9 protein-coding genes and 1 pseudogene are annotated in these 14,210 nt (G+C 65.4%); 2 read left to right on the top strand and 8 right to left on the bottom strand.

All coding sequences use genetic code 11. The features are described from left to right. The first annotated feature begins 149 nt into the window (after window positions 1–149). Window positions 150–861: pseudogene (locus J2R80_RS14985) on the top strand (IS5 family transposase). 36 nt (window positions 862–897) lie between these two features. Here the strand turns inward: J2R80_RS14985 and J2R80_RS14980 are convergent. From J2R80_RS14980 to J2R80_RS14970, 3 genes are read right to left on the bottom strand one after another with little or no spacing between them, the layout of a single operon-like run. Next, window positions 898–2,511, bottom strand: coding sequence for a GMC family oxidoreductase (locus J2R80_RS14980; RefSeq protein WP_076826091.1), 1,614 nt, complete (start codon window positions 2,509–2,511; stop codon window positions 898–900). A gap of 59 nt (window positions 2,512–2,570) precedes the next feature. Next, the gene (locus J2R80_RS14975; RefSeq protein WP_141340763.1) at window positions 2,571–4,160 is read right to left on the bottom strand and encodes a bifunctional 3-(3-hydroxy-phenyl)propionate/3-hydroxycinnamic acid hydroxylase; all 1,590 of its coding nucleotides are present in this window, start codon (window positions 4,158–4,160) and stop codon (window positions 2,571–2,573) included. A 1-nt stretch (window position 4,161) separates the two neighbouring features. Continuing rightward, window positions 4,162–5,157, bottom strand: a complete 996-nt coding sequence (locus J2R80_RS14970) for a VOC family protein (protein WP_253638808.1) — start codon at window positions 5,155–5,157, stop codon at window positions 4,162–4,164. A 266-nt stretch (window positions 5,158–5,423) separates the two neighbouring features. Between J2R80_RS14970 and J2R80_RS14965 the strand changes: the two genes are divergently transcribed. Continuing rightward, window positions 5,424–7,385, top strand: coding sequence for a bifunctional diguanylate cyclase/phosphodiesterase (locus J2R80_RS14965; RefSeq protein ID WP_253638807.1), 1,962 nt, complete (start codon window positions 5,424–5,426; stop codon window positions 7,383–7,385). 31 nt (window positions 7,386–7,416) lie between these two features. Here the strand turns inward: J2R80_RS14965 and J2R80_RS14960 are convergent, their stop codons facing one another. The 5 genes from J2R80_RS14960 to J2R80_RS14940 all read right to left on the bottom strand — a co-directional run bounded on the left by J2R80_RS14960 (window position 7,417) and on the right by J2R80_RS14940 (window position 14,140). After that, window positions 7,417–8,409 carry a PDR/VanB family oxidoreductase gene (locus J2R80_RS14960; protein ID WP_253638806.1) on the bottom strand — a complete coding sequence of 331 codons (993 nt, stop codon included), beginning with the start codon at window positions 8,407–8,409 and terminating at the stop codon, window positions 7,417–7,419. A gap of 12 nt (window positions 8,410–8,421) precedes the next feature. After that, the gene (locus J2R80_RS14955; protein WP_253638805.1) at window positions 8,422–9,174 is read right to left on the bottom strand and encodes a GntR family transcriptional regulator; all 753 of its coding nucleotides are present in this window, start codon (window positions 9,172–9,174) and stop codon (window positions 8,422–8,424) included. Window positions 9,175–9,189: 15 nt separating this feature from the next. Continuing rightward, window positions 9,190–10,239, bottom strand: coding sequence for a Rieske 2Fe-2S domain-containing protein (locus J2R80_RS14950; RefSeq protein ID WP_253638804.1), 1,050 nt, complete (start codon window positions 10,237–10,239; stop codon window positions 9,190–9,192). Window positions 10,240–10,522: 283 nt separating this feature from the next. Then, a complete protein-coding gene (locus J2R80_RS14945; RefSeq protein WP_225158626.1) occupies window positions 10,523–11,512 on the bottom strand; it encodes a DUF2778 domain-containing protein in 990 nt (329 codons plus the stop codon). A 261-nt stretch (window positions 11,513–11,773) separates the two neighbouring features. Then, window positions 11,774–14,140, bottom strand: a complete 2,367-nt coding sequence (locus tag J2R80_RS14940) for an EAL domain-containing protein (RefSeq protein WP_253638803.1) — start codon at window positions 14,138–14,140, stop codon at window positions 11,774–11,776. Between the last annotated feature and the right edge of the window lie 70 nt (window positions 14,141–14,210).

Raw genomic sequence — 14,210 nt, 5'->3', positions numbered from 1 at the left:
GACGGCCCGGAGCTTTCCGAGCCGTCAGACCGGGGCCGTGCATCCTTCGAGACGCGCTACGCGCTCCTCAGAGCCTGACTGAAAAATGGGTGAGTGATCTCAGTGGGGTGTGATTCCATCGGATTTGCAAAGATTCGAGGGAGAGCACGATGCCCTGGACCAAGATCACTCGGGAGCAATATCGGCGGGACGATCTGCGTTATGCAAGCGATATGACCGATGCGGAGTGGGCGGTGATCAGACGCCTGTTGCCGCGTGCAGGGCTATTTTTATAGATGGCGGGATACAGGCCGGTGGCAGAGGATTGTCAGCGTGCTTGTCCGACGGGCGCGAAAAAAGCTTGGACGGACACCGAAGCCGACGGCAGCCGTGATCGACAGTCAAAGTGCGCCAACCACCCAAGCTGGTGGACCGCGCGGCTACGATGCAGGCAAGCGCATCTACGGCCGCAAGCGGCACATTGTGACGGATACCAATGGCCTCCTCCTTGGGGTTCATGTTCATCCCGCCAACGTTCAGGACTGCCATGGCGCCGTACCGCTGCTGAAGAACGTGCGGATGAACTTCCCCCGGCTGCGCCACGTCTTTGCCGACCGGATCTACCGCGGAAATCAACTCCTCGACGCGCTCTCAGACTGCGGTCCATGGACTGTCGAGATCGTCGAGCGGCCTCAAGGCGTCAAAGGCTTCCAGCTTCTGCCGAGGCGGTGGGTGGTTGAACGCACATTCGCTTGGTTCGGCAGATGCCGCCGCCTCGCCAAGGACTTCGAGGCGACGGTGGCAACCGAAGCTGCCTGGCTGCTGATTGCACACATCAGGCTCCTGACCCGCAGACTCGCGGCTGCAGCTAAGGTTGAGTGATTTATGAGTCAGACTCTCAGGATGACGGATGGCGTCCTACCTCGCATCCTCCAGGATCATGTCCGACGCTTTCTCCGCGATCATGATCGTCGGCGCATTGGTGTTGCCCGACATCAGGTCCGGCATGACGGACGCATCGACCACGCGCAGACCTTCGATGCCGCGCACCTTGAGCCGCTGGTCGACCACCGCGAGCGGATCGTTGCCCATCCGGCAGGTCGAGGTCGGATGATAGACCGTGCTTCCGGTGCGCCGGCAGAAATCGAGCAGGTCGTCGTCGCTGACCACCTTGGCGCCGGGATCGACCTCGCCCACTGAATAGGATTTCAGCGCCGGTGCCGCCAGGATCTTGCGCAGGATACGGATGCCGTCGATGAAGGCGCGGCGATCGGTCTCGGTCGCCAGATAGTTGATGCGGATTTCCGGCGGCACGCCCGGGTCCGCGCTCCTGATCTTCAGCGAACCGCGGCTCTCCGGACGCAGCTGGCAGACCGAGGCCGTGAAGCCCGAGAACGGATGCAGCTGCTCGCCCATCTTGTCGGTCGAGAACGGCAGGAAGTGGATCTGGATGTCGGGCGAGGCAAGCCGCGGGCTGGTCTTGAAGAACGCGCCCGAGGTGCCGGCGGCGATCGTCAGCGGCCCCTTGCGCAGCGCGGCGTAGCGGAGGCCCGCCATGACGCGGCGCACGGGATGATTGATGACGTCGTTCAGCGTGACGGTCTGCGCGCAGCGCGTGACGATGCGGACCTGCATGTGGTCCTGCAGGTCGTTGCCGACGCCGGGCGCATCGAGCACGATGTCGATGCCGTGCTGCTTCAACAGATCGGCAGGGCCGACGCCGGAGAGCTGCAACAATTGCGGCGAGTTGTACGCACCGCTCGATACCAGCACCTCCCTGCGCGCCTTGGCCTTGCGCAATTGCCCGTTCTGCTTGTAGGCGACGCCGCTCGCGCGCTTGCCGTCGAACAGGATGCGCTGCGCCAGCGCCGAGGTCTCGACATGAAGATTGCCGCGCGTCAACGCCGGCCGCAGATAGGACCGCGCCGTCGAGGCGCGCCGGCCGCGCCGCGTCGTGGTCTGGAAGAAGCCCGCGCCCTCCTGGGTCGCGCCGTTGAAATCCGGATTGGTGGGAATCCCGACCTCGGCTGCGGCATGCACGAAGGCCTCCGACAGCGGATCATGATGCCGCCAATCCGACACCGGCAGCGGGCCGCCGGCGCCGTGATAGGTGTTGGAGCCACGCTGCTGATCTTCCGCCTTCCGGAAATAGGGCAGGACGTCGTCATAGCCCCAGCCGGCATTGCCGCGCTGGCGCCAGCGGTCATAGTCCTCATGCTGGCCGCGCACATAGAGCAGGCCGTTGATCGAGCTGGAGCCGCCAAGCACCTTGCCGCGCGGCTGGAACACCTGCCGCCCGTTCAGGCCCGGCTCGGGCTCGGTTTGGTACATCCAGTTGACGGATTTTTCCTTGAACAGCTTGCCGTAGCCGAGCGGCACATGGATCCAGATGTTGCTGTCCTTCGGGCCGGCCTCGAGCAGCAGCACCGAGTGCTTGCCGTCAGCGCTCAGGCGGTTGGCGAGCACGCAACCGGCCGAGCCGGCACCGACGATGACGTAATCATACTCCGCCGCATCGCTATTGTTGTTCACTGGTTTCCCCCGGAATTTCTTTCTTCCGGTGGTACAGACAAAGCGCAGCCTTGAAAAGACTAGTGCCCTGCGCTGAGGTTCTGGAGCAGTTGCCCGACAAGCATACTGAGCTCGCCGGCATTGCGCGCGGCGCCGAAGACGTAGCGGTCCGGCCGCACGATGACGGCCGCGGAGTCATGCTGCCGCATCCAGTCCGCGAACAAACTGTCGCGTTCGACCACGGTCAGGATATCGCCTCGATCGGCGCTTTCGCCTGATGTGGCGATGACGACGCGCTCGCCCGACAGACGCTGCCAGGCGGCAGCGGACGCATCCGACAGCCACACCATCCGCTCCGCCGCCGTCGTCACGATCGCGAATTCCGGCTGCAGCAGATCGTCGAGCCGGCACGTCCGCCCATCCGGCGCGCGCACATGCGGCTGCACGAACAGCCGCCCGGCAAGCGCGGCATCGCGCGCGATCAGGCCGGAGACGAGATCGGGGATGAATTTCTGCCTGATGGTTTCGGCCTTGCCGGCCTTCAGGTCGGCGCGCAGCCGCATGTCGCGTTCGACGGCGGCCACCGGATCGAGCTCGCCGATGATCTTGCCGAACTCCTTGGCGCTGGCGACGACGGCGCGGACATGCGGCTTGCGCTCGATCTCGTAACTGTCGAGCAGCGCACCGCCCGCGTCGCCGCGAAGAACCAGCCGCAACTTCCAGGCCAGGTTCACCGCATCGCGGATACCGGCGCACAGCCCTTGCCCGAGGAACGGCGGCGTCTGGTGCACGGCATCGCCCATCAGCAGCACGCGGCGGTCGCGCCAGCGCCGGCCGAGCAGCGCGTGAAAGCGATAGACCGCCGAGCGCCAGATCGTCAGGTCGGAGATATCGGTGAAACCCTTGAGCAGCGTCACGACGTTGTCGGGCGCGCCGGCCACCTCGGGGTCCTCGCCGGGCAGCAGCTTGATCTCCCAGCGTCGCAAATTGCGCGGACCCGGCACGAAAGTGCCGGGACGCGACGGCCAGCAATACTGAAAGCTCTTGGCCGGCCGCTTGGCGGGATCGCTGGTCAGCGTGTCCACCACCATCCACCATTCATCGAAGGCGAGGTCGTCGAGGCCGATGCCGAGCTGCTTGCGGACGAAGCTGTTGGCGCCGTCGCAGCCGACCAGATAGCGCGCGCGGATCAAGAACTCCTCGCCGGTCTCGCGGCGTGCCGTCAGCATCACCGCGCCATCGTCCTGCTGCAGCGCCACGCCCGTGGCCGCAAGGAAAATGTCGGCATGCGGATAGTCGGCGAGCTTGTCGCGCAGCGCCTGCTCGACGTCCGGCTGCACGAAGGTCACGTTCGGAATCCAGCCGAGCGGAAACGGCGGCGGCATCGGATCGAAGATCTTGATGATCTCGCCGTCGACGCCGAGATAGTGCGAGCCGTTATGCGGAGCGATCGCCTGTTCCATGAAATCGCCGAGCCCGATCGCCTGCAGCACGCGCAGCGCCTCGTGGTCGAGCGTGATCGCGCGCGGCTTGTCGTAGATGTCGGCAACGCGCTCGACGACCGCAACGCGCAAGCCGGATTTCGCGAGCAGGTTGGCGAAGATGGCACCGACCGGCCCGAGGCCGATGATGGCCACGTCATGGATGGGATAATCGGCTGACAATGACATGCTACTTCGCGAGGTAGCTCTCGAGCGTCAGCGGCTTCGGCTTCACCTCGGGTTCGCGGATCGCGACACCTTCGAACGGCGTCGCCTCCTCGAACCAGGCCTGCCGCGCCGGCAACCCCCACGGGAACGAGATCGTGTGGTCGGACGGATCCCAGCCGACCGGCTCGTTCTCGATGTCCATGATCTGATAGTGGGTGTTGAACAGCTCGACGCGATGCCCGTCGGGATCGCGCATGTAGACATACATCGCGTGTCCCGGCCCATGACGCCCGGGGCCGCGTTCAACCGCCGCGCCATAGCCGAGCTCGCCGGCGACATCGCAGGCGTTGAGCAGATGATGAACTTCGGGCGCGAGAAATGCGAAATGATGCAGCCGCGGTCCGGCGCCGTTGAAGAACACGATGTCGTGCGGATTGCCCTTGCGCTGCAGGAACACGCCGCGCAGGTCGAAGGTATCAGCCGGCGCGATATATTCGCTGAGACGAAACCCTGCCGCGGTGTAGAACTCGCACGCCTTGCGCAGCTCCGGCGTCAGCACCTGGTAGTGATCGAGCCGCAGCGCCGAGCCGCCGGCAGGGCGGGTGAATTTGGTGATCATGCGCGGCTCGACCGGCATGGTCGCGCAGAACTCCAGCGGCGTGCCGGCCGGATCGGTCGCGTGCAGGGTGCGGCCCTGATGCGGCACTTCGGCCCAGGCGGCCCGGCATCCCTGCGCTTCGAAGAAGGCCTTGAGCCGGTCGAGGTCATCGTCCTGAAAGACCCGCAGGCCGAGCCGTGCGCAGGCGGCGCCCTCGCCTTTACGCAACGCAAGGCTGTGATGACAGGCCTCCTCGACGCCGCGGAAATAGAGTGTGCCGCCCTCCTCCGCGGTCAGGATCAGCCCGATCACCTTTTCGTAGAACTGCCGGCTCGCCGCAAGATCACGAACGCTCAGGACGACATGGCTGGCCCGCGTGATACGGAACCCGGGATCGTGGTTCGTCGTCGGGAGGCTCATGCGCACCTTCTGGTTTTTGCCGTTCGCGGGAACCCGACTCATCGCGAAAAACCCGCGGGGGATCAAGCAGCGCGGCGCGCGGCAAGCTTTGCCGATCCGTGACCTCGCGTCACGCATTTGTATCGATTTGTTAGCAATGCCTGCCGGTGGAACCGAAGGAGCGGCCCGCCGCGGCACGGTCCGTTCCAATAGTTCATAGTTTGTCAAAGGTTTGCAGAGAATTCTTCGCCACGGCGCCATGGCCAAACCGGGCAGGCAACGTAGTGATGCGTACCCATCTGAGATCATATTTCGCGACCCTGTTCGCCGGCGACCTCGCGGCCTTCGGTGCACCACCGACGGATGAAGCGCTTGCCGGCCACATTCGCGCCGAACAGGTCTCGCTGGTGCTCGGCTATTCCTTCGGCATCATGCTGGCCAACGCCTGCAACGCGCTGGTGCTCGCGATTGCGCTGTGGCGATCGCCGGACTGGGCCTTTGCGCTGGTGTGGGCGGTCGCGGTGGGCAGCGCGGCGCTGTTCTTCGGCCTGCAGGCGCGGGCATCGCGCCGCATCGCCAAGCCGCAATTCGTGTCGCGCCGAACCATGTACCGGCTGGTGCGCAATGCGCTGGCGCTCGGGACGGCCTGGGGCGTCGTCCCCGTCGCCTTCTTCGCGAACGCATCGAGCGGCGCCCAGCTCGTCATCACCTGCCTGTGCGCCGGAATGCTGGCCGGCGGCGCCTTCGCGTTCTCCACCATCCCGATCGCCGCGATTGCGTTCACCGCGCCGATCTTCGTCGGCACCGCGATCTGCCTCGGCCGGGACGGCGATTTCGTCTACCTCCTGATGGCCGTGCTGGTGCTGGTCTATGGTTCGGTGCTGCTGCGCGGCGTGTTCGTCAACGCGTTCGAGTTCAGGCGGCGGGTCATCGCCCAGCACGAGGCCGAACGGACGGTGAGGCAGGATCCGCTGACGCATCTGCCGAACCGCGTCGCCTTCAATGAAGCGCTCAACGGCGCACTGAACCGGCTGGCGCGGTCGGGCGAGGAATTCGCGGTGCTGCTGCTCGATCTGGATCGCTTCAAGGAGGTCAACGACAGGTTCGGCCATCCGGCAGGCGACGAGTTCCTGGTGCAGGTGGCCGCCCGGCTGCAGCGCTGCACGCGCGCGGCCGAACATGTCGCACGGATCGGCGGCGACGAGTTCGCGCTGATCATGTCCAATCTGACGCGGCCCGAGGACGCGTTTGCAATCGCCGAACGGTTCGTCGCGGCCTTTGCCGACCCGTTCCCGATCGATGGGCTGGAGGTCAACCGGACGATCAGCATCGGCATCGTGCTGGCGCCGCGGGACGGCAGCACGTCCCACGACCTGCTCAAGCACGTCGACATCGCGCTTTACCGGGCGAAGAAATCCGCGCCCGGCACCATCTGCTTCTTCGAGGCCAGCGACGACCGGTCGGCGCGCGACCGCCGCGCCCTGCAGCGGGATCTCGAGCACGCCATCGAGGCGGACGAGCTGTTTCTGGTCTACCAGCCGTTCCTCGACATCCGCAAAGGCCGCGTCACCGGCTTCGAGGCCCTGCTGCGCTGGCAGCATCCGACCCGCGGCCTGATCCCGCCGACCGTCTTCATCCCGATCGCCGAGGAGAGCGGGCTGATCCACCAGCTGGGCGAGTGGGTGATCCGTCGCGCCTGCACGATGCTGTCGCGCTGGCCGGACGACATCCGGATCGCGGTCAATTTCTCCGCGGTCCAGTTCCAGAACGTCGGCATCCTGCAGACGATCGTCGACGCGCTGGCCGAGGCGAACGTCGCGCCGAACCGTCTCGAGATCGAGATCACCGAGTCGATGCTGATCTCGAAATACGGATCGGCGCCCGCGATCCTGCACGCGCTGCTCGAGCTCGGCCTGACGGTCGCGCTCGACGATTTCGGCACCGGCTTCTCGTCGCTGACCTATCTGCGCAAGCTGCCGTTCAGCCGTATCAAGATCGATCAATCCTTCATCCGGGACATGCTGACCCAGCCGGACTGCGCCGCGATCGTCAAATCGGTGATCGGCCTCGCGCAGGAGCTGCAGATCGGCGTCGTGGCCGAAGGCGTCGAAACCGCGGATCAGCTCGAATATCTGCGCCAGACCAGTTGCGATGAGGTCCAGGGCTATCTGATCGGGCGGCCGATGTCAGGCAGCGAGATCTCCGCACTGCTCGATCACGATCCGCAGCACTCGGTGCACGCGGCGTAACGCCGATCGACCGTCCGCGCCGATCGGCTCGTCAGGGCGTGTCCGACCGATGCAGGGTGTCGACCGTGATGGTGCCGCGGGCGCGCGACACGCAGGCGCAGATCTTGCGGCTCTCCCGCTTCTGATGGTCACTGAAGAAGACGTCGCGATGGTCGATCTCGCCGTCGACATCGACCACGTCGAGCGCGCAGACCCCGCATTCACCGCGCCGGCAGTCGCTCATCACCTCATGACCGGCTTCGTTGAGCACGTCCAGGATCGACCGGTCGCGCGGGATGACGAACTCGGTCCCCAGCTCAGTCCCCTCGCCCCTGAGCCGCACGCGGAACGGCTCGGTCGGCAGCAGCCCGCTCGATCCAAAGGTCTCGTAGCGCAAGTCGGAGAGCGGGCGGCCGGATTCCTCCCAGGCGCGCCGCGCCGCGTCCAGCATCCGCATCGGGCCGCAGAACAGTGTCATCGTGTCCTGCGGCAGCGCCGAAAAGACGCGCTCGAGGTCGAGCCGCCTGCCTTCGTCGCCGGCGTGGACGGTGAGGCGGTCGCCGAGCGCACGCTCAAGCGGTTCAAGATAGACCGCATCGCCGCGCGTGCGCACGGCATAGTGCAGCGTCACGCCGGCGTCGCGGCGGGCGAGCGCCTGTGCCGCACCGACGATCGGCGTGATGCCGATGCCGCCCGCGATCAGACAATACTGCCGCCGCGTCCAGTCGAGCTGCACCAGCGAGGTCGGCAGCGTGATGTTGAGCCGCACGCCCGGCGCGAGCGACCACATGTAGCGCGAGCCGCCGCGGGAATCCGCTGCGCGCCGAACTGCGATCCGGTAGCCCTGCGGATCGACTTCGCCGACCAGCGAATAGGAGCGGGTCTGCGGCTGGCCCTCGATGGTGACGCCGACATCGATATGGCTGCCGACCGGATAGGGCGCACCCGTAAAGTTATCCGGCCGCAGCAGGAATTCACGGATGCCGGGCGTGAGGTCGCGCACGGCGAGCAGCGTGGCGGATGTCCAGGTCTCGATGAATCGCATGGCGTTCTCCGCTCAGCCGGCTGCCGAATTGATCAGCGCCAGCGCCGGCAGCAGATCGAGATGGCTGCGGTTGCGCAGCGCCAGCCGCAGATTGCGTGCCGCAAGCCTTGCGTGCTCGCGCATGATCGCCTCGGCGCGCGCGCCCTCGCGGTTCTCGATGGCGTCGACCACAATGCGATGGTGCTCCTGCGCGATCAGCAGGATGTGGCGCGCCTCAGGCAACGCCGATTGCGCCATCACGAAGCCGCTCGGCGAGGCGAATGGCAGCGCCGAGGCGCGGTCGATCTGCCGGATCAGCGGCGGGCTGCGCGACAGCTCGGTGAGCAACGCGTGGAAGCGCGCGTTGAGCGCGACATAGGACGAAAAGGCTTCGACCGAAATCGGATCCTGCCGCACCAGGCCGTCGATCTCGTTGAGGCATTCCTTCAACGGCTCGAGATCGCGCGACGAGACGCCGCGCTCGGCGGCGAAGCGCGCGGCCAGTCCCTCCAGCGTGCCGCGCAGCTCGATCGAATCGAGAATGTCGCGCTCGGAAAATGCCTTGACCATGAAGCCGCCGGAAGGGATCGCCTCCAGCAGGCCTTCCTCTTCCAGCCGCACCAGCGCCATCCGCACCGGCGTGCGCGACACCCCGGTGAACTCGACCGCCTGCAGCTCCGAGATCCGCTCGCCGGGCCGCAGGCCGCCGGAGAGAACGAGGTCGCGCAGCGCAAGCTGCGCCCGCACGGTCTGCGACACTGAACGATCGGTCTCGCGTTCCGCCATGGGCTCGCCCCTCGCCTACTCGGCAGCCTGCAGCTGCTGCGCCGGATTTTCCTTCGCCACCATGCGGTCGATGACGCGCCGCGCCCACATTGCGCCGGCGTCGATGTTGAGATTGTAGAACACCCGGTCCGGATTCTCGTCCGTCGCGCGCTGCTGCGCTTCCAGGATGATCTCATCCTCATGGAAGATGCCGGCGACACCGTCGCGGATTTCGCTAGTCAGCCGCTGCTCGGTGATGCGGTGATTGCGGACGAAGGCCCAGAAATAATGGCAGGTCTTCTCGGTCTCGGGCGTGATCGTGTTCAGCACATAGCCGTTGACGCCCTGCGAACGATCGCCCTCCGGCGCGCCCGAACCGGCCGGCGCGACGCCGACGTCGATGTTGACGGTGCACGGCGCTTCGAAGCGGATGATCTGCCAGCGATCGACCAGGCCCGGCTTCTGCAGCTGCCTGGCCCAGAACGGCGGCGCCTCGATGCCCTTCATCCAGCGCGTCACGGTGACCGTCTTCTCGCCATGGGTGACGTCGAACGGCGCCTCGGCGACCGCATCATTGCCGATGCTCGAGCCGTGCACGAAGGTCTCGTGCGTCAGGTCCATCAGATTGTCGACGACGAGGCGATAGTCGCATTTGACGTGAATGGTCTTGCCGTCGCCGGCCCAGGCCGGATCGTTGTTCCAGTGCATGTCGGGCATCAGCGCGGGATCGGCAAGCGCGGAATCCCCCATCCAGAGCCAGATGAAGCGGTGGCGCTCGACGACGGGATAGGCGCGCACGCAGGCCGACGGATTGATCGTCTCCTGCGAGGGCATGAATGTGCAGCGGCCCTGCGCATTGTATTTCAGGCCATGATAGCCGCAGACCACGGCATCGCCATCGAGCCGGCCCTTGGAGAGCGGCACGAGGCGGTGCCAGCAGGCATCCTCCAGCGCCACCACCTCGCCGTCGCCCTTCCGGTACATCACGACATGCTTTCCGCAGATCGTCCGCGGCAACAGCGCGTGCTTGATCTCGGCATCCCAGCCGGCCGCGTACCACGCGTTCATTGGAAAGGGTTTTGGCACTGGTCCGCCTCTCAGCGTTATGAATACGCTATGTATACATAGTATCGCAAAACAGGCAAATATGAGGTATCAGGGTATTTATGTCCGATTTTCAGTATACATAATTGCACCGTGTCGGGAAGACAATCAAGCCGGCGCCGCCTCCAGGGAGAGCTGGCGACAACGTGGTGCAATTTTCCGAGACGATGGAAGAAGCAGCCAGGCCGCGCTGGAGGCGGTCAGCGGATCGAAGGTTGGACTCTGCAAGAGCCTGCGCAATTTGCCGGAGGCGCTGGCGCGCGGCCTACGAGTTCGACGCCGCGCGGGTCGAGGCCGACTGAACATCCTTGATGTTGATGACGACGGCGATGCGCTTGATCGTGCCGCTGCGGTAGGCCTGCAGGAACTTGTCGTAGTGCTTGACCGAGATGCAGCCGTTGGAGTCGCCATTCGGTCCGAGCATGTAGCTGTGGACCAAGAGGCCAACGCGCCCGAACGTGTCGCTGCCATCGACCGGGGTCATGCGCAGCGCGGGCACGCCGTGGAACAGCTTCTCGCGCGGCTTCATCTCATAGATGCCGGGCGGCGTCGCGCCTGCGTTGCGGGCATTCACGTGCGCCGGGTCGTCGAGCAGATTGCCGAGGCCTGAATGCGCCTCGAACTTGGTGCCGTCGGGCATGTACACGATGCGGCCGGTGATGTCGTAGACCGCCGTGGTGCTGTCATAACCGAGCTTGCCGAGGTCGGGGCTCGGACCGGACAACAATCCATCATTCGGATCGAGCGAGGCCAGCTGCATCTTGCCCGGCATCATATCGGCAATCTTCTGCAGGAACGTCCGGTTGTCGCCCTGCTGCACCGGCGCCTGTGGCGGTGGCGGTTGATCGTTACGCGCAAGCAGATTGGCCTCGGCCGGCCGCGACCGCGGCATCGGCACGGTGGACGTCGTCGCTGTGGTCGTGGCGGCGACGGACGCCGTCGCCGACTGGCTGGTCGGCAGTTCGGTCTGCGTGTCGCGCAGCTGGCCGGACAGCGCGTCCTCGATCTGGCCGAACTCGGAATTGAAATCGCCGCGGCTCGAACGGAACCCGCGGCGCAGTGGATAATAGAGTGAGGCCGAATTGATCGTGGAGCGCGAGCCGAAGCGATCGTCGAAGTTCAGCGAAGCTGAGGTGTTGGCGAGCGCCGGACCGTGAAGCCAAGCGGTGGGGTCGATGCCGACCATCCAGGCGGCAAGGCCAGACGACAGGGCAAGCGCGCTCACGGCAAACGCCGTGCTGCCCACCAGAGACATGCCGCGGCTCGACTTACGCCGGGCAGGTTTCGTCGTTCGTTGACCCATCAATCCCCAAGTTCGGTGCTCTGGGGCCTGTTACCCGGCCCACCGGGATTCACCGATCACTCATCATATCAGGGAATTAGAGTAAGGCATAATCGAGACAAAGCGCACAACGAGAGGTTTTTTAAACGTTTTTCGGGTGGAAAGTGCCAGAGAATCAGCCTTGGGCGGGCTGAATTGACCGAAAAGGTCCCGATTCGGGACGATTTCGGCAGCTCAGGCGATCTTTTCTTCCCAGAGGGTGAGCACCGGGACCGGCTTCCCGATGGCGTAACCCTGGGCGTAATCGACCCCGATCTGGCGCAGCTCGTCCAGGATCGCGAGGTTCTCGACGAATTCCGCGACCACCTGCTTCTGCATGATCTTCGCGGTCTTGGTGATCATCTCGACCATCGCCCGATCGACCTTGCTGTTCAGGATCTCCTTCACGAACGAACCGTCGATCTTGATGATGTCGACCGGCAGGTGCTTCAGATAGGCGATCGAGGACATGCCGGTGCCGAAATCGTCGAGCGAGAAGCTGCAGCCGATCTCGCGCAGCCGCGCGATGAACTTCTGCGCCTCGTCGAGGTTCGAGATTGCGCTGGTTTCGGTGATCTCGAAACACACCGATGCCGGCGAAACGTCAAGCTGCGCGAACAGCCCGGCGACGAAGTCGACGAAGTCGCTGTCGCCGATGGTGGCGCCGGACAGGTTGATGGCGTAGCTCGCAATCTTGCGCGGCTGGTGCTTGCGCTCGGCGATGATCTCGAAGGCGCGGCGAACCACCCAGCGGTCGATCAGCGGCATCAGCCCGTAGCGTTCGGCGGCGGGCAGGAAACTGCCGGGCGGCACCAGCGCGCCGCTCTCGTCGCGCAGGCGCAGCAAGAGCTCGCGCCGGTCGTTGCCCTTCAGCACGCCGTTCACCGGGCGGATCTCCTGCTCGTAGAGGCAGAAGCGCCCCTCATCCAGTCCCTTGCGAATGCGATTGACCCGGCTCATCTCGGCAACGCGCACGGCCATGCCGGTGTCGGACGGGCGGTGCTCCTGGACGCGATTGCGTCCCTTGTCCTTGGCAAGGAAACAGGCAACGTCGGCAAGCCGCAACGCGTCCTGCACGCCGGCGCTGTCGGCCAGCCCGACCAGGCCGATGCTCGCGCTGATCCGGAAGCTCGATCCCTCATAAATGAAGTTCGACTGCTCGATCACCGCCCTGACCCGCTCCGCAACGTCGGCAGCGACGTCGTGCGTCGCGGAGCCGTCGTCACGCAGGAGAATGCCGAACTCGTCGCCGCCAAGACGCGCGACGAGGCCGCTGCTGCCGACTTCGGTCGCCAGCAGCCTCGCCACCTGCTTCAGCAACCGGTCGCCCGCCATGTGGCCGCAGGTGTCGTTGACGATCTTGAACTGATCAAGATCGATCAGCATCAGGTCGGCGCCGACGGCCGGCGAGCCCGACATCGCTTTGTGCAGTTCGAACTCGAACTGCCGGCGGTTGGCAAGGCCGGTGAGCGCGTCATGCGAGGCAGCCCGCGCCAATTCCTCGACCAGCCGCCGCTCGGCGGTCATGTCGTGAATGATCATGACGCGGCCGGCCGGTTCTCCGGCATGCACGATCGGGGTCTCGACCACCGAGACCGGCACGCTGGAGTGGTCCGGCCGCACCAGGAGCTGCGGCCGGCTTTCGTCGGCGGCGTCGAACGATCCGCGCACCGGCTGTTCGGCAATGTTGAACAGCGACGACAGCGGCCGTCCCGTCACCTCCTGCCCTGCCGCGATGAGCCGCTGCGCGGCGGCGTTCATGTAGTCGACCCGCTCGTCCTGCGTCGTCACGATGACGGCATCGCCGATCGACGCCAGCGTGAGCTGGGCGCGCTCCTTCTCGACCGCGAGCGCGGTCTCGGCAAGCCAGCGCCGCCACAGCATCCGCCGCGTATGGACCAGCACGATGCCGGCAAGGCAGGCCGCGATCACGAGGTTGACCAGCAGCAGCAGCGCGGAGACCTGACGCGACGCCTTGCCCAGATGATCGGAGAAATCGACGGCGAGCGTGCTCAGCGCCGCATCAACCGTACCGATCCGTTCGGCCCAATGCCTGATGGTCGCAGCCGACGGATCGTGCAGCGCGACGTCGCTCGCCGCCTCGTTCCGGATTTCAATCAGCTGATCGAGCAGCGCATCCGAATTGCGCCATGCCGTCACCGCGCCGGCCACGTGGTGCATCGTGCGGAAATATTTGAACAGCCAGATCAGGCCGCCGATGTCGTCATCGTGATTACCTGCCCTGGCGAAGCCGGCCCTCGCCACCGCGTCATTGTCGCCCGGCGCTTCCAGCGCGCGCCGCGCCGTGCGATCGGCCAGCGGCACCGCGATCGCGGCATCGAACTTCTGCAGATAAAGCGGCGCACCGGTGCTGACATAGGTCTGCAGGTAGTGGATGGCGTCCTTCTGCCCCTTCGACCACATGCTTTCGCCGGCCACATAGGCCCTGACCGCGGACATCACCTGCAGGCTGCCCGCCGACAGGCCGCCCAGCAACAGCACGATGGCCAGCAGCGGTCCCACCACCCGCCACAACGACCAGCTTCGAAACGAAAAGAACATGCCCAAATGCGCCCGCCCCTGAAATTATCGGGTGAGCCTAGGAACCGTGACTTAACCTCACGTTGCAAAA

The sequence above is a fragment of the Bradyrhizobium sp. USDA 4541 genome, assembly GCF_024171085.1.
GTDB classification, from domain to species: Bacteria; Pseudomonadota; Alphaproteobacteria; order Rhizobiales; family Xanthobacteraceae; genus Bradyrhizobium; species Bradyrhizobium australafricanum.
The sequence above is the reverse complement of the archived record's forward strand: the minus strand, read 5'-3'. Positions and strand labels throughout refer to the sequence as shown.

What these genes read in the sequence shown, in the direction of transcription:
- J2R80_RS14975 (WP_141340763.1), bottom strand. Translation starts at nt 4,160, where the DNA reads ATGTCATTGTCAGCCGATTATCCCATCCATGACGTGGCCATCATCGGC.
- J2R80_RS14965 (WP_253638807.1), top strand. Translation starts at nt 5,424, where the DNA reads ATGCGTACCCATCTGAGATCATATTTCGCGACCCTGTTCGCCGGCGAC.
- J2R80_RS14970 (WP_253638808.1), bottom strand. Translation starts at nt 5,157, where the DNA reads ATGAGCCTCCCGACGACGAACCACGATCCCGGGTTCCGTATCACGCGG.
- J2R80_RS14945 (WP_225158626.1), bottom strand. Translation starts at nt 11,512, where the DNA reads ATGTCTCTGGTGGGCAGCACGGCGTTTGCCGTGAGCGCGCTTGCCCTG.
- J2R80_RS14960 (WP_253638806.1), bottom strand. Translation starts at nt 8,409, where the DNA reads ATGCGATTCATCGAGACCTGGACATCCGCCACGCTGCTCGCCGTGCGC.
- J2R80_RS14940 (WP_253638803.1), bottom strand. Translation starts at nt 14,140, where the DNA reads ATGTTCTTTTCGTTTCGAAGCTGGTCGTTGTGGCGGGTGGTGGGACCG.
- J2R80_RS14955 (WP_253638805.1), bottom strand. Translation starts at nt 9,174, where the DNA reads ATGGCGGAACGCGAGACCGATCGTTCAGTGTCGCAGACCGTGCGGGCG.